Below are 22,535 nucleotides of genomic sequence, written 5' to 3' on the forward strand. Positions count from 1 at the left end.
AGGCGACCGGCCTGTATGGGACCGACAAGTGTACGTCGGTCCGCGTCAGCGTGCGTTGAAATACTTCGCTTCGGGGTGGTGGATGACGATCGCGTCGGTGGACTGCTCCGGGTGGAGCTGGAACTCCTCGGAGAGGTGGACGCCGATCCGCTCCGGCTGGAGGAGGTCGGCGATCTTGGCGCGGTCCTCCAGGTCGGGGCAGGCGCCGTAGCCGAGGGAGAAGCGGGCGCCGCGGTACTTGAGGTCGAACATGTCCTCGACCGCGGCCGGGTCCTCGCCGCCGAAGCCGAGTTCGGCGCGGACGCGGGCGTGCCAGTACTCGGCCATGGCCTCGGCGAGCTGGACGGACAGGCCGTGCAGCTCCAGGTAGTCGCGGTAGGAGTCGGACTCGAACAGCTTGGCGGTGGCCTCGCCGATCTTCGACCCGACGGTCACCACCTGGAGGCCGACCACGTCGGTCTCGCCGGACTCCTCCGGGCGGAAGAAGTCCGCGAGGCACAGGCGGCGGCCGCGGCGCTGGCGCGGGAAGGTGAAGCGGGTCCGCTCGTTCCCGGAGTCGTCGAGGATGATCAGGTCCTCGCCCTTGGAGACGCAGGGGAAGTAGCCGTAGACGACGGCCGCTTCGAGCAGGTTCTCGGTGTGCAGCTTGTCGAGCAGGCCGCGCAGCCGCGGCCGGCCCTCGTTCTCGACGAGCTCCTCGTACGTGGCGCCGCCGGCGCGGGCCTGCTTGAGGCCCCACTGGCCCTTGAAGAGGGCGCCCTCGTCGAGCCAGGAGGCGTAGTCCTTGAGCGGGATGCCCTTGACGACGCGGGTGCCCCAGAACGGCGGGGTGGGGACCGGGTTGTCGACGGAGACGTCGGAGCGGCCGCCCGGCTCCTGCTCCTCCTCCACCTGGAGGGCGGAGGTGTCGCGCTTGGCGACGCGGCGCTGCTTGAGCTCGGGGAGCGTGGCGCCGGGGACGCCGCGCTTGACGGCGATGAGGGCGTCCATGAGCCGCAGGCCCTCGAAGGCGTCGCGGGCGTAGCGGACCTCGCCCTCGTAGATCTCGTGGAGGTCCTGTTCGACGTAGGCGCGGGTGAGGGCGGCGCCGCCGAGGATCACCGGGTAGTCGGCGGCCAGCTTGCGCTGGTTGAGCTCCTCCAGGTTCTCCTTCATGATCACGGTCGACTTCACGAGGAGCCCGGACATGCCGATGACGTCGGCCTTGTGTTCCTCGGCGGCTTCGAGGATCGCGGACACCGGCTGCTTGATGCCGATGTTCACGACGTTGTAGCCGTTGTTGGTGAGGATGATGTCGACGAGGTTCTTGCCGATGTCGTGGACGTCGCCGCGGACGGTGGCGAGCACGATGGTGCCCTTGCCCTCGTCGTCGGTCTTCTCCATGTGCGGTTCGAGGTAGGCGACGGCCGTCTTCATGACCTCGGCGGACTGGAGGACGAAGGGGAGCTGCATCTGGCCGGAGCCGAAGAGCTCGCCGACGACCTTCATGCCCTCCAGGAGGGTGTCGTTGACGATGTCGAGGGCCGGGCGGGTCTGGAGCGCCTCGTCGAGGTCCGCTTCCAGGCCGTTCTTCTCGCCGTCGATGATCCGGCGCTGGAGCCGCTCGTCCAGGGGCAGCGCGAGGAGCTCCTCGGCGCGGCCGGCCTTCAGCGACTTGGTGTTGACGCCCTCGAAGAGGGCCATCAGCTTCTGGAGCGGGTCGTAGCCCTCCGCCCGCCGGTCGTAGATCAGGTCGAGGGCTGTGCCCACCTGCTCCTCGTCGAAGCGGGCGATGGGGAGGATCTTGCTGGCGTGGACGATCGCGGAGTCCAGGCCGGCCTTGACGCACTCGTCGAGGAAGACGGAGTTCAGCAGTACGCGCGCGGCCGGGTTCAGGCCGAAGGAGATGTTCGAGAGGCCGAGGGTGGTCTGGACGTCCGGGTGGCGGCGCTTGAGCTCGCGGATCGCCTCGATCGTGGCGATGCCGTCCTTTCGGGACTCCTCCTGGCCGGTGCAGATGGTGAAGGTCAGGGTGTCGATGAGGATGTCCGACTCGTGGATGCCCCAGTTCCCCGTCAGGTCGTCGATGAGCCGTTCGGCGATGGCGACCTTGTGTTCGGCACTGCGGGCCTGGCCCTCCTCGTCGATGGTGAGGGCGATCAGCGCGGCGCCGTGCTCCTGCGCCAGTCGGGTGACCTTGGCGAAGCGGGACTCCGGGCCGTCGCCGTCCTCGTAGTTGACGGAGTTGATGACGGCGCGGCCGCCGAGCTTCTCCAGGCCCGCCTGGATGACGGGAACCTCGGTGGAGTCCAGCACGATCGGCAGCGTCGAGGCGGTCGCGAACCGGCCGGCCAGCTCGCGCATGTCGGCGACGCCGTCGCGGCCCACGTAGTCCACGCACAGGTCGAGCATGTGCGCGCCCTCGCGGATCTGGTCGCGGGCCATCTCCACGCAGTCGTCCCAGCGGGCCTCCAGCATGGCCTCGCGGAACTTCTTGGACCCGTTGGCGTTGGTCCGCTCGCCGATCGCCATGTACGAGGTGTCCTGCCGGAACGGCACCGTCTGGTAGAGGGAGGAAGCGCCGGGCTCCGGTTGCGGCACCCGGGTGACGGGGCTCAGGTCGCGGACCCGCTCGACGACCTGGCGCAGGTGCTCCGGGGTGGTGCCGCAGCAGCCGCCGACCAGGGACAGGCCGTACTCGCGGACGAAGGTCTCCTGGGCGTCGGCGAGCTCGCTCGCGGACAGCGGGTAGTGCGCGCCGTTCTTGCCGAGGACGGGCAGGCCCGCGTTCGGCATGCAGGACAGCGGGATCCGGGAGTTGCGGGCGAGGTAGCGCAGGTGCTCGCTCATCTCCGCGGGGCCGGTGGCGCAGTTCAGCCCGATCATGTCGATGCCCAGCGGCTCCAGCGAGGTGAGGGCCGCGCCGATCTCGGAGCCCAGCAGCATGGTGCCGGTGGTCTCGACGGTGACCGAGCAGATCAGCGGCACGCTGACGCCGAGGGCCTCCATGGCGCGCCGGGCGCCGATGATGGAGGACTTGGTCTGGAGGAGGTCCTGGGTGGTCTCGACGAGCAGCGCGTCGGCGCCGCCGGAGATCAGGCCCTCGGCGTTGGTCTGGTAGGCGTCGCGGATGGTCGCGTACTCGATGTGGCCGAGGGTGGGGAGCTTGGTGCCGGGGCCCATCGAGCCGAGGACCCAGCGCTGCTGCCCGGTGGCGGCGGTGAACTCGTCGGCGACCTCGCGGGCGATGCGGGCGCCGGATTCCGAGAGCTCGAAGTTGCGCTCGGGGATGTCGTACTCGGCGAGGGCGGCGAAGTTGGCACCGAAGGTGTTGGTCTCGACGCAGTCCACGCCGACCGAGAAGTACTCCTCGTGGACGGAGCGCACGATGTCGGGGCGGGTGACGTTGAGGACCTCGTTGCAGCCTTCGAGGTTCTGGAAGTCCTCAAGGGTGGGGTCCTGCGCCTGGAGCATCGTTCCCATGGCTCCGTCGGCGACGACCACGCGGGTCGCGAGCGCCTCTCGGAGGGCATCGGCCCGGTTCTGCGGGTCGGTGGGCAGGTTCGGCAACGAGGCCATGACTGAGCTCCCTGGAATGCGACGGCTGTCGGCTTTACACCCCTTCTGTGTCCAGGGTGCACGCGGTCAGGGTAACCGCGCGGCAACGGCCCCGGTGGAGGTGTCCCACGTGGCGGACTGCATTCTGGGCGTGGGGTCTTCCCGGCATGGCCGAAACCGGCTGTCCTGAAGAGCGGCACTTCGTGCGCGAGGTCGACATCGACCGATACTGTTCAGCATTGTCGAACTACGTCAGCAGGAGGCTGCACGATGGCACGGAACATCCAGTCGCTCGAACGAGCCGCTGCGATGCTGCGGCTCCTGGCGGGCGGCGAGCGCCGGCTGGGACTCTCGGACGTGGCGGGCGCCCTGGGCCTCGCCAAGGGCACCGCGCACGGGATCCTGCGCACCCTTCAGGCCGAGGGCTTCGTGGAGCAGGACCCCGCCTCCGGCCGCTACCAGCTGGGCGCGGAGCTGCTGCGCCTGGGCAACAGCTATCTGGACGTGCACGAGCTGCGGGCCCGTGCCCTGGTGTGGACGGACGACCTGGCCCGGGCGAGCGGCGAGAGCGTGTACGTGGGCGTGCTGCACAAGAGCGGGGTGCTGATCATGCACCACGTGTTCCGGCCCGACGACAGCCGCCAGGTGCTGGAGGTGGGGGCCATGCAGCCGCTGCACTCCACGGCCCTGGGCAAGGTGCTGTCGGCCTTCGACCCGGTGGCCCACACGGAGGCCGTGGAGGCGGAGCGCGAGGCGTTCACCCCCCGTACGGTCACGGACCCCGCCGGTTTCGAGGAAGTGCTGGACCTGACCCGGGCCCGCGGCTGGGCCTCGGACGTCGAGGAGACCTGGGACGGCATCGCCTCGGTGGCGGCGCCCATATACGACCGGCGCCGGATGCCCGTCGGCGCGGTCGCCGTCGCGGGGGCCGTGGAGCGGGTCTGCGGGGAGTCCGGCGAGCCCCGGCCGGCCCTGGTGGCCTCGGTCCGGGACTGCGCCCGGTCGGTTTCGCGCGACCTTGGCGCGGGCCGGTTCTGACCTTGCTTTGAGTGCACCCCTGGCCGATCCATGCGCCAATGGGGTGCATTTCGCCATTTTCTGATCATGGGATGGCCGATTTTGGGCGATCGTACCGTGTGGTAACGATCCGGCTTTTGACCTGGTCAACCCTTGACGCGTTCTTCACCCGGGATGAAAACTGCCGTTCATCGGTCGGCATTGTCGAACAGCTACCGGCAATACGCGTTAGGCTGTGGCAAGGCCAAGGACCGGTGCAGCACTCACCGAGTGCGTGGACCACCGGAGGGACCCGGTGTCCGCCCACCCCTGGACGTAAGACAAAGGAGTCGCGGGTGTCCAGCTCCGACATCTTCATCGGCGAGACCATCGGTACCGCCCTGCTCACCCTGCTCGGTGGTGGCGTCTGCGCCGCCGTCACGCTGAAGAGCTCCAAGGCCCGGAACGCGGGCTGGCTCGCGATCACCTTCGGCTGGGGTTTCGCCGTACTGATCGCCGCCTACGTGTCCGCGCCGCTCTCCGGTGCGCACCTCAACCCGGCGGTCACCGTCGGCCTCGCCATCAAGAACAGCGACTGGAGCGACGTACCGGTGTACTTCGCCGGTCAGCTCCTCGGCGCCATGCTCGGCGCCGTCCTGATGTGGGTCACCTACTACGGCCAGTTCCTGGCGCACCTGTCGGACCCGGAGCACATCCGTGACGCCAAGCTCGGCCCGGAGGACCCGCACCCGCACGACCAGGCCGGCCCGGTGCTCGGCGTCTTCTCCACCGGCCCCGAGATCCGCAACGTCGTCCAGAACCTCGCGACCGAGATCATAGGCACCGCCGTCCTGGTACTGGCGATCCTCACCCAGGGCCTCCAGGACGGCGGCAAGGGCCTCGGCGTCATCGGCGTCCTGATCACCTCCTTCGTGGTAGTCGGCATCGGCCTCTCGCTCGGCGGTCCGACCGGCTACGCCATCAACCCGGTCCGCGACCTCGGTCCGCGCATCGTCCACGCCCTGCTGCCGCTGCCCAACAAGGGCGGCTCGGACTGGGGATACTCCTGGATCCCGGTCGTCGGCCCGCTCGTCGGTGCCGTCATCGCCGGCGGTCTGTACAACATCGCGTTCGCCTGATCAGCATCGGCTCGTATCGCAAGATCCGCACCGCAGTCCTGATTCCGCCTACTTAGAGACCCTGCCAGGAGCAGCCACCATGACGCACAGCACCGGCCCCTTCATCGCCGCGATCGACCAGGGCACCACCTCCTCCCGCTGCATCGTCTTCGACCGCGACGGCCGCATCGTCGCCGTCGACCAGAAGGAGCACGAGCAGATCTTCCCGAAGCCGGGCTGGGTCGAGCACAACGCCACCGAGATCTGGACCAACGTCCAGGAGGTCGTCGCCGGCGCCATCGCCAAGGCCGAGATCACCGCCGCCGACGTCAAGGCGGTCGGCATCACCAACCAGCGCGAGACCACCGTCCTGTGGGACAAGAACACCGGTGAGCCGGTGCACAACGCGCTGGTGTGGCAGGACACGCGCACCGACGCCCTGTGCAAGGAGCTCGGCCGCAACGTCGGCCAGGACCGCTTCCGCCGCGAGACGGGCCTGCCGCTGGCGAGCTACTTCGCCGGCCCGAAGGCCCGCTGGCTGCTCGACAACGTCGAGGGCCTGCGCGAGCGCGCCGCCGCCGGCGACATCCTCTTCGGCACCATGGACTCCTGGGTCATCTGGAACCTCACCGGTGGCGCCCAGGGCGGTGTGCACGTCACGGACGTCACCAACGCCTCGCGCACCATGCTGATGAACCTGCACTCCCTGGAGTGGGACGCCAAGATCGCGGAGTCCATGGAGGTGCCGCTGGACATCCTCCCCGAGATCAAGTCCTCCGCCGAGGTCTACGGCCACGTCAAGGACGGCGTCCTCGCCGGTGTCCCGGTCGCCTCGGCGCTCGGTGACCAGCAGGCCGCCCTCTTCGGCCAGACCTGTTTCGCCGAGGGCGAGGCCAAGTCCACCTACGGCACCGGCACGTTCATGCTCATGAACACCGGCGACAAGGTCATCAACTCCTACAGCGGCCTGCTGACCACGGTCGGCTACAAGATCGGCGACCAGCAGCCGGTCTACGCGCTGGAGGGCTCCATCGCCGTCACCGGCTCGCTCGTCCAGTGGATGCGCGACCAGATGGGCATGATCAAGACCGCGGCCGAGATCGAGACCCTCGCGTCCTCGGTCGAGGACAACGGCGGCGCCTACTTCGTGCCGGCCTTCTCCGGCCTGTTCGCCCCGTACTGGCGCTCCGACGCCCGCGGTGTGATCGCCGGCCTCACCCGGTACGTCACCAAGGCGCACATCGCCCGTGCCGTCCTGGAGGCCACCGCCTGGCAGACCCGTGAGATCACCGACGCCATGACCAAGGACTCGGGCGTCGACCTCGCCGCCCTCAAGGTCGACGGCGGCATGACCTCCAACAACCTGCTGATGCAGACCCTCTCCGACTTCGTGGACGCCCCCGTGGTCCGTCCCATGGTCGCGGAGACCACCTGCCTCGGCGCCGCCTACGCCGCCGGCCTGGCCGTCGGCTTCTGGCCCGACACCGACGCCCTGCGCGCCAACTGGCGCCGCGCGGCGGAGTGGACCCCGCGGATGCCCGCCGAACAGCGGGACCGCGAGTACAAGAACTGGCTCAAGGCCGTCGAGCGGTCCATGGGCTGGATCGACGACGAAGACGCCAGCTGACCACACCAGCTGAGTCAATCGACGAGGAGCTAAGAGAGATATGAGCAGCCTGCAGAGCGTTCCCGCACTGGGTACGCACCCGACCGCCGGTGCCAACGCGAGCCGATCCGAGACCCGCGAGCAGCTGGCGAAGGCCACGTACGACCTGCTGGTCATCGGCGGTGGAATCCTGGGCACCTCGGTGGCCTGGCACGCCGCGCAGTCGGGTCTGCGGGTTGCCATGGTGGACGCCGGCGACTTCGCCGGCGCCACCTCCTCGGCCTCCTCCAAGCTCGTCCACGGCGGTCTGCGCTACCTGCAGACCGGCGCGGTCAAGCTGGTCGCGGAGAACCACCACGAGCGCCGGGTGCTGGCCAAGGACGTGGCCCCGCACCTGGTCAACCCGCTCACCTTCTACCTGCCCGTCTACAAGGGCGGTCCGGTGGGCGCGGCCAAGCTGGGCGCGGGCGTCTTCGCCTACTCCGCCCTCTCGGCCTTCGGCGACGGCATGGGCAAGGTCATATCCCCGGCCCGTGCCGTCGCCGACAACCCCGGTCTGAAGACGGACAACCTCAAGGCCGTCGCGGTCTACTACGACCACCAGATGAACGACTCCCGCGTCGCCGTCATGACGGTCCGCGCGGCCGTCGAGTCGGGCGCGGTCGTCCTCAACCACGCCGAGGTCACCGGTCTGCGCACCACGCGGGGCCGGGTCAGCGGTGCCGAGCTCAAGGACCGCCTCGACGGCACCGAGTTCGGGATCGACGCGCGCGTCGTGCTCAACGCCACCGGCCCGTGGGTGGACCACCTGCGGCGCATGGAAGACAAGCACTCGATGCCGTCGATCCGCCTGTCCAAGGGCGCGCACATCGTCATGAAGCGCAAGTCGCCGTGGAAGGCCGCCATGGCCACCCCGATCGACAAGTACCGCATCACCTTCGCCCTCCCGTGGGAGGACCAGCTGCTGCTCGGCACCACCGACGAGGTGTACGAGGGCGACCCGGCGGACGTGCGCGCCACCGAGGCCGACATCCAGCAGATCCTGGACGAGGCCGCCTTCTCGGTGAAGGACGCCGACCTGGACCGCTCGCTGATGACGTACGCCTTCGCCGGCCTGCGGGTGCTGCCCGGCGGCCCCGGCGGCGTCGAGAAGGCCAAGCGCGAGACGGTCGTCTCCGAGGGCGCCGGCGGCATGCTGTCGGTGGCCGGCGGCAAGTGGACGACGTACCGCCACATCGGCCGCGTGGTCATGGACAAGCTGGCCAAGCTCCCCGGCAGCCCGCTGACCGAGGACATGGAGCCGGTGAAGTCCCTCGTGCGCCGGATCGCGCTGCCCGGTGTCGCCAACCCGAACGCCGTGGCCCACCGCCTGCTGGTGGACCGCGAGCCGGGCTCCCGGATGGACCCGCTGACCGCCCGTCACCTGGCCTCCCACTACGGCTCGCTGGCCTTCGACATCGCGCGCCTCGCGAACGAGGACCCGGCGCTGGCCGAGCGGATCCACCCGGACGGTCCCGAGATCTGGGCGCAGGTCGCCTACGCCCGTGACAACGAGTGGGCCGAGACGGTCGACGACGTGCTGCGCCGCCGTACGACGGTGACGATCCGGGGCCTGGACGACGCCGATGTGCGCGGCCGGGTCGAGAAGATGCTGGGCGACAAGGCATAGCTCTCACGCAGGTGGGGAAGAGGGGCGGTTCCGAGGGGAACCGCCCCTCTGTCGTGGGCTGTGGCTGGTGTCGTCCCAAGGCTTAGGCTGACCCACGTACACAAGGGAACTTCGGAAGGAGACCTGGGTGATCGAGCTTGAGGGCGTGCCCGAGCTGATCGACCCGGTCATGGTGGCCGCGTTCGAGGGCTGGAACGACGCGGGTGACGCGGCCTCCGGTGCGGTCGCGCACCTGGACCGGGAGTGGAAGGGCGAGGTCTTCGCGGCTCTGGACGCCGAGGACTACTACGATTTCCAGGTCAACCGGCCGACGGTGTGGCTGGACAACGGGGTACGGAAGATCACCTGGCCGACGACCCGGCTGTCGGTGGTGCGCATCGGCGGGGCCAAGCCGCGTGACCTGGTGCTGGTGCGGGGCATCGAACCCTCCATGCGCTGGCGGTCGTTCTGCAACGAGCTCCTCGGGTTCGCGCACGAGCTGGGCGTGGAGATGGTGGTCATCCTGGGCGCGCTGCTCGGGGACACCCCGCACACGCGTCCGGTTCCGGTGAGCGGGGTGACCTCGGACGCGGATCTGGCGCGGACGATGGACCTGGAGGAGACCCGCTACGAGGGGCCCACGGGCATCGTGGGGGTGCTCCAGGAGGCCTGTACGCACGCGGGGGTTCCGGCGGTGTCGCTGTGGGCGGCGGTGCCGCACTACGTGTCGCAGCCGCCGAACCCGAAGGCGACGCTGGCGCTGCTGAACCGGCTGGAGGACCTGATCGACATCCGGATCCCGCTGGGCGAACTCCCGGAGGACGCGCGGGCGTGGCAGGTGGGCGTCGACCAACTGGCCGCCGAGGACAGCGAGGTGGCGGAGTACGTCCAGACGCTGGAGGAGGCGCGGGACACCGCGGATCTGCCGGAGGCCTCGGGCGACGCGATCGCCCGGGAGTTCGAGCGGTACCTGCGGCGCCGGGACCCGGCCGGGCCGTCCTCGACGGAGCCGGGTGACGGTTCGTACCTGCGCGACACCTCGGGGGGCCTGCCCCGGCCCCCGAAGCGCCGGCCGGACCCCGAACCGGGGCCGTCGGGCGAGAGCCCGGAGCCGGACGAGCCGGACACCCCGCCGGAGTCCTGACGGGGCGTGGTCTCTCGCCGTCCCGTGGGGCTGCGCCCCGCACCCGGAGGCGCGAACGCCGGCGGGGCTGATCTCTCAGCCCCGCCGGCGTTTCAGGCCCGGAGGTCCGGGGGCAACGCCCCCGGAACACGGCCCGCGGGCGGCTACAGGGCCACACCCAGCAGGGCGTCAACGGCGCGCGAGACCAGGCCGGGGGCCGACTCGTCATCGCCGTCCGAGGCGTTCTGGGCGTCCACCCAGCGGTCCACGGCGGCCAGCGCCCCGGGCGCGTCCAGATCGTTGGCCAGCGCCTCGCGGATCTCCTCGACGAGGGCGTCCGCCGGGAGGCCGTCCGGGCGGGACACGGCCGCGCGCCAGCGCTCCAGCCGGGCCACGGCCTCGGCGAGGACCTCGTCGGTCCACTCCCAGTCGGCGCGGTAGTGGTGCGAGAGCAGCGCGAGCCGGATCGCGGCCGGGTCGACGCCCGCCCGCCGCAGCGCCGAGACGAAGACCAGGTTGCCCTTCGACTTCGACATCTTCTCGCCGTGCAGCGCGACCATGCCCGCGTGGACGTACGCCTTGGCCATCGGGAACTCGCCCGTCAGGACCTGTGCGTGCGAGGCGCCCATCTCGTGGTGCGGGAACGCCAGGTCGGATCCGCCGCCCTGGATGTCGAAGCCCATGCCGAGGTGGTCCAGGGCGATGGCGACGCACTCGATGTGCCAGCCGGGCCGGCCGCGGCCCAGCGATGCGCCGTCCCAGCTCGGCTCGCCCGGGCGGGCGGCCATCCACAGCATCGGGTCGAGGGGGTTCTTCTTCCCGGCCCGGTCGGGGTCGCCGCCCCGCTCCGCGGAGAGCAGCCGCATCGCCTGCGCGTCCAGGTGGGAGACCTGGCCGAAGTTCGGGTCGGATTCGACGGAGAAGTAGATGTCGCCGTCCAGCTCGTACGCCGCGCCGGCGTCGCGCAGCCGCTCCACCAGCGGCACGATGCCCGGTATGGCCTCGACGGCGCCGATGTAGTGCTGCGGCGGCAGCATCCGCAGGGCGGTCATGTCCTCGCGGAACAGGGAGGTCTCGCGCTCGGCGAGCTCGGTCCAGTCCTGGCCGTCGCGCAGCGCCCGCTCAAGGAGCGGGTCGTCGACGTCCGTGACGTTCTGGACGTAGTGGACCTGCCGCTTGGTGTCGAGCCACACGCGCTGCACGAGGTCGAACGCGTTGTAGGTCGCCGCGTGACCGATGTGGGTCGCGTCGTACGGGGTGATGCCGCAGACGTAGATACGGGCGACGGGACCGGGGGCGAGGGTGATCGTCCCCTGGGTCGCGGTGTCGTGGATCTTGAGGTCGCGGCCCTTGCCAGGAAGGGCGGGGACCTCGGAAGCGGGCCAGGCATGCATGTGTCGAGCCTAACCGGACGGGTGTTCCTAAAACGAACCGGACCTGCGCTGTTGGCGTGATGCAATGCCTTGCGGTCCTGCCGGTTCTGTGCCTGTGGCGCCCGGCCGGTTCAGACCGGCGGCCAGGGAATGGCGGGCCACTGACCGGAGGGCCGCGGGTGCACTCCCGTGCGCAGCAGCTGTGCCACCCGGCCCCGTACGGCGGCCAGCTCGACGGGGGTGATCAGTTCGGCCAGCCGGGTGGCGAGGGGCTCCCCGTCGGCCAGCCGGGCGTCCAGCGAGGCCAGCACCTCGCGGGCCTCGTCGGTCAGCGGCTCCCCCGCCCACCCCCACAGGAGGGTGCGCAGCTTGTCCTCGGTGTGGAAGGTCACTCCGTGGTCGATGGCGTAGAGGCGTCCGTCGGGCGCGGGCAGCAGGTGGCCGCCCTTGCGGTCGCCGTTGTTGATCACCGCGTCGAGGACGGCGAGCCGGCGCAGCCGGGGGTCGTCGGCGTGGACGAGGAGGGCGGTGCGGCCCTCGCCGACCTCGGCGAAGGCGACCGGCTTCCAGCCGTCGTCCGCCTCCTCGCCCTCGACGAGCGCGAGGAGTCCGTCCTCGGGGGTCTCGCCCGCCTCGATCCAGTGCTGGACCATGCCCTCGCCGTACGGGCCGTCGCGCAGCACGGTGGCGGGGACCAGGCCCCATCCGGTGGCCTCGGAGACGAGGTAGGCGGCGCGCTCGCGCTGGGCGAGGTTGCCGTCGGGGAAGTCCCAGAGCGGCCGCTCGCCCTTGACCGGCTTGTAGACGCAGTCGGCGCTGACGCCCTCGTACGTGACACTGCACAGCAGTACCGCGTTGGACGCCTCGCGGATGCGTCCGCGTACGGTGAGCTCACCTCGGGTGAGCAGCTCCTCGATCGGGGTCACGGGGCTCACGCCTGGCGCCGGTACCCGTTCTGGCGCGGACACACGTGCCCCTCGGGGTCCAGCGGGAGGCTGCACAGCGGGCACGGCGGCCGGCCGGCGTTGACCACGTCCAGGGCCCGCTTGGCGAAGGCGCGGGCCTGGGCGCCGGAGAGGCGCACCCGCAGCATCGGCGGGCCGTTCTCCTCGTCCTGGAGCAGCCGCTCCTCGGCCTCGGCGAGGTCCTTCTCCGATTCGGCGTCGACCTCGACGAGGGCCTGTGCCTCGACGATCATCCGCTGTTCCTCGCCGTCCCAGGCGAGGGCCATGGTGCCGACGCGGAACTCCTCCTCGACGGGCACGTCGAGCGGCGCGGTGTCGGCGGCCTCGGTGGAGGCCAGCGCGGGCACCGGGGCGTTGCCGCCGGTCCGCCGCACGACCTCGTCCAGCAGCTCGTCCATCCGCTCGGCCAGCGCCGCCACCTGGGTCTTCTCCAGGGAGACGCTGGTGACCCGGGGGCCCGAGGACGCCTGCAGGAAGAACGTACGGCGCCCCGGCAGACCGACCGTACCGGCCACGAAGCGGTCCGGCGGGTCGTAGAGGAACACCTGACGGGGCACGTCCAGTCTCCAAGTCTCGGCGGCGAGGGCGGGGCTGCGCACTTGCGTGGGCCCGTCCACCCTACTGCGCCGTTCGATCACACCGCGCCCGCACCGCCTCCCACGACCGCGATCCCCCCGTCTTCGGCGGCTTTGTCGGCGGCCGGACCGGCGGCGGGCGGCTCGTCGCGGGGTACGAAGCCGGCGAAGTCCCCGGTGTCGCCGAGGCGGAGCACGAACGGGCGGCTGGGCGTGTAGCGGATCACGGTCACCGAGCAGGGGTCGACGTGGATCCGCTGGAAGAGGTCCAGGTGCATGCCCAGGGCGTCCGCGACAAGGGACTTGATGATGTCCCCGTGCGAGCACATCAGGAAGAGCGCGTCGGCGCCGTGCTCCTCCTCGATCCGCGCGTTCCACTCCCGTACGGAGTCGACCGCGCGGGCCTGCATGGCGCGCATGGACTCGCCACCGGGGAAGGCGGCGGCCGACGGGTGCTGCTGGACGATCTTCATCAGCGGTTCGTCGGAGAGCTCGGAGAGTTTGCGGCCCGACCACTCGCCGTAGTGGCATTCCCCGATGCGCTCGTCCGTGTGCAGCTCCAGTCCGGGGCGGGCGGCGAGCAGCGGCGCGAGGGTCTCCCCGCAGCGCTGGAGGGGGCTGGTGACGGCGGCGGCGAGCGGTACCCCGGCGAGCCGGTCGGGCAGCGCCGCGGCCTGCTCGGCGCCGCGCTCGTCGAGCGCCACTCCCGGGGTCCATCCGGCGAGCAGCCCTGCGGTGTTGGCGGTGGACCGCCCGTGTCGTACGAGGATCAGCGTGGCCATGGATCCACCCTAAGCGGTGGCACGGGTGTGCGGGTGGGCCCGGGGCAGGGAACAATGCCCAGGTGATTGTGGACTGCGCGATGTACCGGGACGGCCGTCGCTCGAACGCTCCCGAGGATTTCTCGGACGCCCTGGACGAGGCGCGGGCGACGGGCGACGCCTTCCTCTGGATCGGCATGCACGAGCCGACGGAGAAGGAATTCGAGCACGTCAGCCAGGAGTTCGGACTGCACCCGCTGGCGGTGGAGGACGCGCTGACCGCGCACCAGCGCCCGAAGCTGGAGGTCTACGACGACTCCCTCTTCGTCGTGCTCAAGCCCGTGTCCTACGACGAGGACCGGGACACGGTGACCGCCGGCGAGCTGATGGTGTTCATCGGGGACTCCTTCGTGGTCACGGTCCGGCACGGCGAGGGGGCCGCGCTGAGCGCCGTACGCCGGCGCCTGGAGCACGAGCCGAACGTGCTGCGGCACGGGCCGACGGCGGTGCTGTACGCGGTGTCGGACGCGGTGGTGGACCACTACATCGACGTCGCCGCCGAGCTCCAGGCGGATCTGGAGGAGCTGGAGGCGGAGGTCTTCGCCCCGAACGCCGCCGACACCAAGAACACCGCCGCGCGGATCTACGCCTTCAAGCGGCAGGTGCTGGAGTTCCGGCGCGCCACGACCCCGCTGCTGCTGCCGATGGACCGGCTGGCCTTCGGGAACGTGCCGTTCGTGCACGACCACGCGAGGCCGTTCTTCCGGGACGTGGCCGACCACCTGACCAAGGCGAACGAGTACATCGAGGGCCTGGACCGGCTGCTGTCGGACGCGCTGGCCGCGCACCTGGCGCAGATGGGGGTCCGGCAGAACGACGACATGCGCAAGATCTCGGCGTGGGCGGCGATGGCGGCCGTGCCGACGATGGTCGCGGGGATCTACGGGATGAACTTCGACCACATGCCGGAGCTGCGGCAGGCGTGGGGCTACCCGGGCGTCATCCTGCTGATGGCGGGCGCGTGCCTCGGCCTGCACCGGATGTTCAAGAGCCGGGGCTGGCTGTAGCGCCGGCCGGTCAGGCGAATCCGGGCGCTGCCGTCGCCACGCCGCCGAGGGCGTCGCGCCGCTCGGGCATCCGCAGGTCGACCATGCGGTGCCAGCCGCTGAACCGCTCGTAGGCGTACATCCCGCGGATGCCGGCGGCGAGCAGGGCGGCCTTCGGCGCGGGCCAGCCCAGCAGCCGTCCCATGTGACGCATGACGGCGAGGCTGACGTCCCGGTAGATGCCGATCTCGGTGAGCGCGCTCTCGCGCAGCACCCGCTGGATCGTCCGGCCGTGTCCCTCGCGGGCGAGCCGCAGCAGCTCCTCGTGGCAGTACGCGAGGTGGTTGTCCTCGTCATCGCTGATCATGCGGATGGCGTTGCCGAGTTCCGGGTGGTCCCCGAAGCACCTGACCAGCATCTCCATCTGGTCGGCGGCCCGCTGTTCGGTGACCCGGCTGTGCGCGAGGTAGACGACGATGTCCCGCTCGGTCAGGGGTTCCTCGCGGCGCAGCTTGTCGTGCGCGAGGCCGATGCCGCGCCGCTCCAGCAGCATCGTGTAGTCGGTCTCGGGCGGCACCGGTACGGGTTCCAGGCCGCGCTTGCGGAGCAGGGCGTTGAAGATCCGGCCGTGCTTGTCCTCGTCGGCGCCGTGCCGGACGATCTTGGGCCCGAGTTCGCGCATGGCCGCCGGGACCAGCGCCGCGATCCGGCCGTTTTCCCAGCCGCCCTGGGACTCCCCGCTGGCGGCGATGGAGCAGAACAGCTGGAAGGCGTCGTCGTCGTCGACGATCTCCTGGAACAGGCTGCGGGCAGAGAGCATGAACCGAGTCAAATGCTGATTTACCGGACGGGCAACCGATACGTCGCACTACTCGGCCGAATGAACGAACCGAAGGGACGGCGCCGGAGGCGTAACCCTGCGGACGCCCCGGGCGTTGTTGGCTGTGACGGCCGTGGCGGGGAAGACCCCCGAGCCCCCACCACGGCCGCAGAACCTCTCCTCGGACCGCCCCCTTGAGCCGCCTCGCGGCGGGGCCGGCCCCTGTGCCGCGCCGGCCCATATGCCTCGCGGGCCCCTACGCCAGGCCGGCCCGCTCCAGGGCCTCCGTGCCGGCACGCAGCGCGGTGAGCCGCTCGTCGAGGGTGAACCCGGCCGGGGCCAGGGTGAGGGTGGTGACCCCCGCCTCGGCGTAGGCCCGCATCCCGTCGGCGATCCGCTCGACCGAGCCGAGCAGGGTGGTCGAGTCGATGAGGGAGTGCGGGACGGCCTGGGCCGCACCCGCCTTGTCGCCGCCCAGGTACTTGCTCTGGATCTCGGCGGCCTCCTTCTCGTACCCCATGCGCTGGGCGAGCTGGTTGTAGAAGTTCTGCTTGGGGCTGCCCATGCCGCCGACGTACAGGGCGGTGTACGGGCGGAAGGTGTCCGCGAGCGCCGTGACGTCGTCGCCGACGGCCAGCGGGACGGTCGGGCAGACGTCGAAGCCGTCCATGGACAGCCCGGCCTTCTCCCGGCCCGCGCGGATGTGCCGCAGCGCGGTCTCCTCCAGGTGCGCGGCGGAGGGGAAGATCAGCAGGGCGCCGTCGGCGATCTCGCCGGTCTGCTCCAGGTTCTTGGGCCCGATGGCGGCGATGTAGAGCGGGATGTGCTCGCGCTCCGGGTGCACGGTGAGCTTGATCGGCTTGCCGGGGCCGCCGGGCAGCGGCAGGGTCCAGTGCTGTCCGTCGTACGAGAGCCGCTCGCGGCTCATGGCCTTGCGGACGATCTCCACGTACTCACGGGTCCGCGCGAGCGGCTTGTCGAACTTCACGCCGTACCAGCCCTCGGAGACCTGCGGTCCGGAGACGCCGAGCCCGAGGCGGAAGCGGCCCTTGGTGAGGGAGTCGAGGGTGGCGGCGGTCATGGCCGTCATCGCCGGCTGGCGGGCCGGGATCTGGAAGATCGCGGAGCCGACGTCGATGCGCTCGGTCTGGGCGGCGACCCAGGCGAGGACGGTGGCGGCGTCCGAGCCGTAGGCCTCGGCGGCCCAGCAGACGTCGTATCCGAGGCGGTCGGCCTCCTGGGCGACAGCGAGGTTGTCGGCGTCCATGCCCGCACCCCAGTAACCGAGATTGATGCCGAGCCGCATGTGTCGTCCCCTTACCGGTTTACCGATCAGTAACGTTCGTTTCGGGGACTGTAGCGCGCCAAGGTCCGTTCCGTCAGCGCCCCAGTAGTCTCAGCGCTCATGGAGCAGAGGCATCTCGGCCGCACCGGCCTGCGCGTGTCCCGGATCGGCCTCGGCACCCTGACCTGGGGCCGTTCCGCGGGCGGACCGGACGAGGCGGGCGCCGCCGAGCAGATGAAGGCCTTCTGGGAGGCGGGCGGCACGCTCGTCGACACCGCCGACGTGTACGGGGGCGGGGAGGCCGAATACGTCCTCGGGCAGCTGATGGACGGCCTGGTGCCGCGCCGCGACCTGGTGATCGCGACGAAGTCCGGCTCGGTACGGGATCCGGACCGCCGCGTCGACTGCTCCCGGGGTCACCTGCTGGCCGCGCTGGACGACTCGCTGGCCCGCCTCGGCACGGACCACGTGGACCTGTGGCAGGTCCACGCCTTCGATCCGGCGACCCCGCTGGAGGAGACCCTCCAGGCGGTGGACCTGGCGGTGAGCAGCGGGCGGGCGCGGTACGCGGGGGTGGCCGGGTTCAGCGGCTGGCAGCTGGCGAAGGCGGCGACCTGGCAGCTCGCGGCGCCCGGGGTACGGACCCGGCTGGCGTCGACCCAGATGGAATACTCCCTGCTCCAGCGGGGCGTGGAGCGGGAGGTGCTGCCGGCGGCGCTGGACCTCGGCGTCGGGCTGCTGCCCTCCTCCCCGCTGGGGCGGGGGGTCCTGACGGGCAAGTACCGCGACGGCACCCCGGTGGACTCCCGGGCCGCGTCGCCGACCCTGTCCGCGTTCGTGGACCCGTACCTGGACGAGGCGGCGGGCCGGATCGTGGACGCGGTGGCGACAGCCGCGCAGGGCCTGGCCGTGACCCCGCTCCAGGTCGCGCTCGCGTGGATCCGCGACCGGCCGGGGGTGGTCGCGCCGGTCGTCGGCGCGCGGACGTCGGCGCAGCTCGGGGCGGCGCTGTCGGTGGAGGCGCTTAGTCTTCCGGAGGAGATCTGCCAGGCGCTGGACGACGTTTCGGCGCCGGTGCACCGCTACCCCGATCAGGACTGGAGCACGCTGTGAGCACGGACCGACCGGACGCTTCCGCGGCCGACCCGACCACCCCCACCCCGGGTCCGTCCGCCCCGTCCCCGGACCACACCGCCTCCGGCCCAGCCGACACCGGATCCCCGGAAGCGGAACCCACCCCCAGCGCCCCCGGCGAGGACGCGACCCCGGATGCGGAGCCCGACCCCGCACCGGCGGCCGACTCCGGCGAGGAGGCCGGGGACGGCGAGCCGGAACCCGAGCCCGACGCCGTACCGGCGGCCGGCGAGGCCGGGGACGCCGGCCCGGCGCCCGCGGACTCCGGCGAAGTCGGGGATGGGGGGCCGGGGGCGGAGCCCCCGGTTTCGGGAAGGGGCGGGGTGGGGGAGAGCCCCGCAGGGAGCGAGACGCCCGCGGTCAGCGAGGCGGCGGCCGAGCTGGCCGCGCAGAAGGTCGAGCGCGAGCGCATCGCCCGCCGCAAGGCGGAGCGGCAGGCGCCCGTCGAGGCCGGCGGCAAGCTCAGCGGCAAGGCCGCCGACCTGCTGGCCGCCGTACGGGCCGTGGAGGGCGGCGAGAAGCCGCCCGCCCTCTACTTCGACGACGCACCGGCCGCGCCCCGCAAGGCCGTCGCCGCCACCGCTCCCCCGCCGCCCCGGAACCCGGAGCCCGCCGCCGGGCCCACGCCGGACGCCGTCGCCTCCGTGGAGGCCGTGCTCACGCGCGGCGGGGCCCCCGCGGCCCTGGCCGGCGCCGCCGCGACCGCCCTCGGCGAGGACGCCGCCGACCTGCTCGCCGAAGACCCCTGGCGGCTCCTCGCCGTCGCCGCGGTCCGCCCCGCCCAGGCGGACGGGTTCGCCCGCGCCCTGCTCGGCCCCGAGGCCGGTCCCGCCGACGAACGCCGCGCCGCCGCCCTCGTCGGCTGGCTGCTGGAGCAGGCCGCGCTCAAGGGGCACACCGCCCTGGAGGCGCCCACCCTGGAGTCCGCCCTCGCGCAGTACGGCGTACCGGCACCGGCCGAGGCCCTGGAACGGGCCATCGGCGACGGCGCCGTACTCGTCTTCAACGAGGGCGAGGAAGCGGAAGCCGAAGAGGCGGAAGAGGGCGAGGAGGCCGGGGAAGACACGGGGCCCGTACGGGTGCTCGTGGGCCTGGAGGGGTACGCCCTGGCCGAGGAGAGCCTGGCCGACGGCCTCGCCCGGCTGGCGGGCGGCTTCGACACCCCGGCGGACTGGGGCGGCGGCTCCGAGCTGATCCGGGCCGCCGCGGGCCACGGCCTGGTCACCCACACCGGCGGCGAGGCCGCCCGCGCCGAGCCGCGGGCCCTGGCGGCGGCCGCCCGGGAGCTCGGCCTGCGTGTCTGCCTGGCGGCGCACGCCCCCGCCCCCGACACCGTCACCACGGCCGGGCTGCTCGCCGGCACCGAGGGCCCCGGCCGCGACGCCGACGGACGGTTCGCGCTGGACCTGCTCATCGTCCTGGACGCCCCGCAGCTCGACGTGGAGACCGCGGCCGCACTGGTCGAGTCCGTCCCCGACGGGGCCCGCCTGGTGCTCTCCGGAGACCCCGGAGTCCTCGGGTCCGCGGGGCCGGGGCGGGTGTTCGCCGATGTCCTGGCCGCCCGCGCCTGCCCCCAGGTGGTCTCCCGCGTCCCCGACCCCGGCCCGGTCGGCGAGCTCGTCTCCGGCATCGGGATCGGGGAGCTGAACCAGGTCGACGCGCCCGGCAAGGAGGTCGTCATCGTCCCGGTGCGCGACGCCGGGGAGGCCGTGCACCGCACCGTGCAGCTGGTGGCCGAGTCGGTGCCGCGCGCCTTCAGGATCCCGGCGGACAGCGTCCAGGTCATCACCCCGGGCCACGGCGGTTCCGCCGGGACCCGCGCCCTGAACACCGCCCTCAAGGAGCGGCTGAACCCCGGCCCGGGCCGGTTCGGCGGCTTCGACCCGGGGGACCGGGTGGTCCACGTACCGTCGCCCGGGCGGGCGGTCCCGGCGACCGTGGTGTCGGCCGACGCGCGGGGGCTGCACCTGGACGGCGGCGGCGCGCGGATCGTCGTACCGAAGGACCGGGTGGAGTCGCAGGTCCGGCACGGCTGGGCCGTGACCGCGCACCAGGCGGTCGGCGCGCGCTGGCCGGCGGTGGTCGTCGTCCTGCCGGGGGACGCGGCGCAGGCGCTGTCGCGGGACTGGGTCTACACCGCGTTCGGGCGGGCCGAGCGGCACCTGTCCGTCGTGCACGGCGTGGACCAGGCGCTGGCGCACGCCGTCGCGCAGGTGCCGCCGAAGCCGCGCACGACCCGGCTCACGGGCCTGCTGAGCGCCCTCGCCGAGGCGGCGCGGGAAAAGCCCGGGGAGTGACGCGAGCGGCCCCCGCCCGGTGGGCGGGGGCCGCTGCGTGGTCGGCCGTCGGCCGGGGCCGACGGACCTCGAAGAGGGCCTAGGCGGGGGCGAGACCGGGTTCCACGGGCTCGTCGTCCTCCTCGTCCTCTTCATCGGCCGCCTCGTCGTCCTCGTAGTCCTCCGACTCCTCGTCGAAGACGGAGCTCACGTCGAAGCGGTGCAGGACGTCCTGCGGATCGGTGTGCCCGAAGGGGGAGTTGAGCCACTCCCCCGGTTCCGCGACCTCCTCAGACGTCGCGATCCAGAGCGTGGAATCGCCCTCCTCCAGACCGAACTCCTTGTACCGGGAGGCGATTTCATCGGGCTCGTACTCCCCGAAGAGCACCCCGAGCGCCCCGGCGGAACCGGCGTCCTCATCGAGGTCGGCGTCACGGTCGAGCGCGATGAGGCGCTCGGCCTGGGCGATCAGCCGCTGCGGTTCCACGACGGCGTAGTCGCGGCGGATGAGCACGCTGAAGGAGGCGGGCTCGGCGGGCCCGGTGTACGGGACGGGGTCCTCGGGCGTGGGGATCTCGAACGGGGTGACCTCGTCGTACCGGTCGTAGAGGAGCTCGTCGTACTCCTCGGCGGCGGCGGCGAGTTCGTTGAACGCCGCGTAGACGGCCGGGTCCTCCTCCCCGGTCCTGCTCTCGACCGCGGCGAGGTGACGGTCGAGCGCGGCCTTGACCGCCTCGGCGGCGGCGCGTACCTCGGCAACAGTGGGCAGAGCGGCATCAGACATAGAGCAGACGCTATCCGTAGCAGGGCTCTGCTTGCACAATAGATGCGATGCCGGAATACGAATTTGTCGACGTGTACGTGCCGCGCGGGGTTCCTCGCAAGGAGGCGACCCGCCTGCTGACCGATCATGCCGAGTACGGGAACTGGGAACTCGACCGGCTGAGCCTGCACCGGGACGGCAGCCGCCGGGTGCGGCTGCGCCGCCGGATCATCCGCCAGGTACGCGCCACCTGGTGACGCGGGCCCCGGGCGGGGCCCGCGTCGTACGAGCCGGTCAGGCCGCGTTGCGCGCCCGCCGGTAGAGCACGGCGCCGCCGAGCAGCAGGCCGCCGGCGAGCGGTACGCCCGCGCTGAGGACGTCACCGGCGCCGGTGGCCGCCAGCGACTGGCCGGGGGGCGCGGGGGTGACCGGCGTGCTCGGAGTGCCAGGCGTGCCCGGCGTGCCCGGCTGCCCCGGAGTGCCGGGGTTTCCGGGGGTACCCGGGGTTTCGGGGGTACCGGGCGTGCCGGGGTTTCCGGGGGTGCCCGGGGTGCCGGGTGTGCCGGGTGTGCCGGGGTTCCCCGGGTGACCGGGGTGACCGGGGTGTCCCGGGTGGCCGGGGTGTCCCGGTGTACCGGGGTTCCCCGGCTGGCCGGGCTCATCGTCGTCGCAGGGCTCGTCCGGCTCATCGGGCTGGGCCGGGGTCCCGGGGTTCCCGGGAGTACTGGGGTTCCCGGGGGTACCGGGGTTCCCCGGAGGGTTCGGCCTGTCCGGCCTCGTCGGCTGGGCGGTGTTCGCGCAGCGGTTGCCGAAGGCCGGGTTCAGCCCTCCCACCACCGTGACCGTGTTCCCGCAGGCGTTCACCGGCACGTCGACGGGCGCCTGCACGTGGTTGCCGGACAGTAGGCCCGGAGAGTTCGCGGCGCGTCCTGACGCCGCCGCGCCGGAGTCGGCGTGTGCGTAGCCCCCGCCCAGGGCGAGAACACCACCCGCCGCCGCCATCGTGACCAGCGTCTTCCTGGTGACCTGTCGCATCTGTACTCGTCCCCTGATGTGGTCGTTCGGTCGGCGTACCGGCCGTACCGGCTCCCCCGCTGCGCACGCCGAAAAGATCGGATTCCGGGCCTGAAAGCCCGGCGGCCCCGGAACGCTGGAATGCGTTCCGGGGCCAGAACTTCAGATGCGTCAGGCGTTGACGCAGGTGTTGCCGAAGGCCGGGTTCAGCAGACCGATGACGTTCACGGTGTTGCCGCAGACGTTGACCGGGATGTGGACCGGGACCTGAACGACGTTGCCGGACAGCACACCGGGGGAGCCGATGGCCGCACCCTGGGCACCCGCGTCGGCGGAAGCCAGGCCCGCACCAGCGAGCAGCAGACCACCGGTGGCAGCCGCAGCGGCGACAACCTTCTTGAGCATTGTTCCTCCTAGTAGGCAAGTGCGGTCCCAGCCGCGGACCGCACCACCTGTAACGAGGAGGGATCACCAGGGCTACGAGCGTATGAGCGC

General features: G+C 71.9%; 19 protein-coding genes. 9 read left to right on the forward strand and 10 right to left on the reverse strand.

Annotated features, from left to right (window positions below; translation table 11 throughout):
- Positions 1-45: 45 nt before the first annotated feature.
- The gene (metH, locus tag IE248_RS23405) at positions 46-3,558 is read right to left on the reverse strand and encodes a methionine synthase (protein ID WP_190031582.1); all 3,513 of its coding nucleotides are present in this window, start codon (positions 3,556-3,558) and stop codon (positions 46-48) included.
- Positions 3,559-3,807: 249 nt separating this feature from the next.
- Between metH and IE248_RS23410 the strand changes: the two genes are divergently transcribed.
- The 5 genes from IE248_RS23410 to IE248_RS23430 all read left to right on the forward strand — a co-directional run bounded on the left by IE248_RS23410 (position 3,808) and on the right by IE248_RS23430 (position 10,049).
- Positions 3,808-4,575, forward strand: coding sequence for an IclR family transcriptional regulator (locus IE248_RS23410; RefSeq protein WP_073796019.1), 768 nt, complete (start codon positions 3,808-3,810; stop codon positions 4,573-4,575).
- 314 nt (positions 4,576-4,889) lie between these two features.
- Positions 4,890-5,672, forward strand: coding sequence for an MIP/aquaporin family protein (locus IE248_RS23415; protein WP_008741931.1), 783 nt, complete (start codon positions 4,890-4,892; stop codon positions 5,670-5,672).
- A gap of 79 nt (positions 5,673-5,751) precedes the next feature.
- Positions 5,752-7,278 carry a glycerol kinase GlpK gene (gene glpK / locus IE248_RS23420; protein WP_190031583.1) on the forward strand — a complete coding sequence of 509 codons (1,527 nt, stop codon included), beginning with the start codon at positions 5,752-5,754 and terminating at the stop codon, positions 7,276-7,278.
- A 40-nt stretch (positions 7,279-7,318) separates the two neighbouring features.
- Complete coding sequence (locus IE248_RS23425) at positions 7,319-8,926, forward strand: glycerol-3-phosphate dehydrogenase/oxidase (RefSeq protein ID WP_008741933.1); 1,608 nt, start codon at positions 7,319-7,321, stop codon at positions 8,924-8,926.
- 127 nt (positions 8,927-9,053) lie between these two features.
- Positions 9,054-10,049, forward strand: a complete 996-nt coding sequence (locus IE248_RS23430; RefSeq protein WP_073774691.1) for a PAC2 family protein — start codon at positions 9,054-9,056, stop codon at positions 10,047-10,049.
- Positions 10,050-10,192: 143 nt separating this feature from the next.
- On the opposite strand, the gene mshC is transcribed toward IE248_RS23430, so the two are convergent.
- From mshC to IE248_RS23450, 4 genes are all read right to left on the reverse strand, one after another.
- On the reverse strand, positions 10,193-11,422 hold the full coding sequence (gene mshC, locus IE248_RS23435; protein WP_008741935.1) for a cysteine--1-D-myo-inosityl 2-amino-2-deoxy-alpha-D-glucopyranoside ligase: 1,230 nt from the start codon (positions 11,420-11,422) through the stop codon (positions 10,193-10,195).
- Between the two features lie 110 nt (positions 11,423-11,532).
- Positions 11,533-12,327, reverse strand: coding sequence for an SCO1664 family protein (locus tag IE248_RS23440; RefSeq protein ID WP_008741936.1), 795 nt, complete (start codon positions 12,325-12,327; stop codon positions 11,533-11,535).
- 5 nt (positions 12,328-12,332) lie between these two features.
- On the reverse strand, positions 12,333-12,923 hold the full coding sequence (locus IE248_RS23445; RefSeq protein WP_190031584.1) for a DUF3090 domain-containing protein: 591 nt from the start codon (positions 12,921-12,923) through the stop codon (positions 12,333-12,335).
- A 77-nt stretch (positions 12,924-13,000) separates the two neighbouring features.
- A complete protein-coding gene (locus tag IE248_RS23450) occupies positions 13,001-13,723 on the reverse strand; it encodes a histidine phosphatase family protein (RefSeq protein WP_008741938.1) in 723 nt (240 codons plus the stop codon).
- A gap of 62 nt (positions 13,724-13,785) precedes the next feature.
- Between IE248_RS23450 and corA the strand changes: the two genes are divergently transcribed.
- Positions 13,786-14,769: a magnesium/cobalt transporter CorA gene (gene corA / locus IE248_RS23455; protein WP_008741939.1), complete on the forward strand. Its 984-nt coding sequence runs from the start codon at positions 13,786-13,788 to the stop codon at positions 14,767-14,769.
- Between the two features lie 10 nt (positions 14,770-14,779).
- Here corA and IE248_RS23460 read toward each other — a convergent pair whose 3' ends face one another.
- Together IE248_RS23460 and IE248_RS23465 are read right to left on the reverse strand one after the other, a co-directional pair.
- The gene (locus IE248_RS23460; RefSeq protein WP_008741940.1) at positions 14,780-15,568 is read right to left on the reverse strand and encodes a hypothetical protein; all 789 of its coding nucleotides are present in this window, start codon (positions 15,566-15,568) and stop codon (positions 14,780-14,782) included.
- A gap of 256 nt (positions 15,569-15,824) precedes the next feature.
- Positions 15,825-16,874, reverse strand: a complete 1,050-nt coding sequence (locus IE248_RS23465) for an LLM class F420-dependent oxidoreductase (RefSeq protein ID WP_008741942.1) — start codon at positions 16,872-16,874, stop codon at positions 15,825-15,827.
- A gap of 99 nt (positions 16,875-16,973) precedes the next feature.
- Here IE248_RS23465 and IE248_RS23470 point away from each other — a divergent pair, with 99 nt between their 5' ends.
- Positions 16,974-17,966 carry an aldo/keto reductase gene (locus IE248_RS23470; RefSeq protein WP_100582372.1) on the forward strand — a complete coding sequence of 331 codons (993 nt, stop codon included), beginning with the start codon at positions 16,974-16,976 and terminating at the stop codon, positions 17,964-17,966.
- Positions 17,963-20,284 (forward strand): helix-hairpin-helix domain-containing protein, encoded by a 2,322-nt coding sequence (locus IE248_RS23475; RefSeq protein WP_190031585.1) that lies wholly within the window; start codon positions 17,963-17,965, stop codon positions 20,282-20,284. The genes IE248_RS23470 and IE248_RS23475 overlap by 4 nt, the downstream gene beginning before the upstream one ends.
- Before the next feature lie 79 nt (positions 20,285-20,363).
- Here IE248_RS23475 and IE248_RS23480 read toward each other — a convergent pair whose 3' ends face one another.
- A complete protein-coding gene (locus IE248_RS23480) occupies positions 20,364-21,047 on the reverse strand; it encodes a hypothetical protein (protein ID WP_190031586.1) in 684 nt (227 codons plus the stop codon).
- A gap of 47 nt (positions 21,048-21,094) precedes the next feature.
- On the opposite strand from IE248_RS23480, the gene IE248_RS23485 reads away from it, so the two are divergent.
- Positions 21,095-21,283: a DUF5703 family protein gene (locus IE248_RS23485; RefSeq protein ID WP_073774709.1), complete on the forward strand. Its 189-nt coding sequence runs from the start codon at positions 21,095-21,097 to the stop codon at positions 21,281-21,283.
- 37 nt (positions 21,284-21,320) lie between these two features.
- On the opposite strand, the gene IE248_RS23490 is transcribed toward IE248_RS23485, so the two are convergent.
- Positions 21,321-22,061, reverse strand: a complete 741-nt coding sequence (locus IE248_RS23490; RefSeq protein ID WP_190031587.1) for a chaplin — start codon at positions 22,059-22,061, stop codon at positions 21,321-21,323.
- A 150-nt stretch (positions 22,062-22,211) separates the two neighbouring features.
- A complete protein-coding gene (gene chpH, locus IE248_RS23495) occupies positions 22,212-22,445 on the reverse strand; it encodes a chaplin ChpH (RefSeq protein ID WP_037797273.1) in 234 nt (77 codons plus the stop codon).
- Positions 22,446-22,535 lie beyond the last annotated feature (90 nt).

It is taken from the genome of Streptomyces goshikiensis (assembly GCF_014650555.1).
GTDB lineage: Bacteria > Actinomycetota > Actinomycetes > Streptomycetales > Streptomycetaceae > Streptomyces > Streptomyces goshikiensis.

What these genes read in the sequence shown, in the direction of transcription:
- glpK (WP_190031583.1), top strand. Translation starts at nt 5,752, where the DNA reads ATGACGCACAGCACCGGCCCCTTCATCGCCGCGATCGACCAGGGCACC.
- IE248_RS23470 (WP_100582372.1), top strand. Translation starts at nt 16,974, where the DNA reads ATGGAGCAGAGGCATCTCGGCCGCACCGGCCTGCGCGTGTCCCGGATC.
- IE248_RS23490 (WP_190031587.1), bottom strand. Translation starts at nt 22,061, where the DNA reads ATGCGACAGGTCACCAGGAAGACGCTGGTCACGATGGCGGCGGCGGGT.
- IE248_RS23410 (WP_073796019.1), top strand. Translation starts at nt 3,808, where the DNA reads ATGGCACGGAACATCCAGTCGCTCGAACGAGCCGCTGCGATGCTGCGG.
- mshC (WP_008741935.1), bottom strand. Translation starts at nt 11,422, where the DNA reads ATGCATGCCTGGCCCGCTTCCGAGGTCCCCGCCCTTCCTGGCAAGGGC.
- IE248_RS23450 (WP_008741938.1), bottom strand. Translation starts at nt 13,723, where the DNA reads ATGGCCACGCTGATCCTCGTACGACACGGGCGGTCCACCGCCAACACC.
- chpH (WP_037797273.1), bottom strand. Translation starts at nt 22,445, where the DNA reads ATGCTCAAGAAGGTTGTCGCCGCTGCGGCTGCCACCGGTGGTCTGCTG.
- IE248_RS23485 (WP_073774709.1), top strand. Translation starts at nt 21,095, where the DNA reads ATGCCGGAATACGAATTTGTCGACGTGTACGTGCCGCGCGGGGTTCCT.
- IE248_RS23465 (WP_008741942.1), bottom strand. Translation starts at nt 16,874, where the DNA reads ATGCGGCTCGGCATCAATCTCGGTTACTGGGGTGCGGGCATGGACGCC.
- metH (WP_190031582.1), bottom strand. Translation starts at nt 3,558, where the DNA reads ATGGCCTCGTTGCCGAACCTGCCCACCGACCCGCAGAACCGGGCCGAT.
- IE248_RS23480 (WP_190031586.1), bottom strand. Translation starts at nt 21,047, where the DNA reads ATGTCTGATGCCGCTCTGCCCACTGTTGCCGAGGTACGCGCCGCCGCC.
- IE248_RS23425 (WP_008741933.1), top strand. Translation starts at nt 7,319, where the DNA reads ATGAGCAGCCTGCAGAGCGTTCCCGCACTGGGTACGCACCCGACCGCC.
- IE248_RS23460 (WP_008741940.1), bottom strand. Translation starts at nt 15,568, where the DNA reads ATGCTCTCTGCCCGCAGCCTGTTCCAGGAGATCGTCGACGACGACGAC.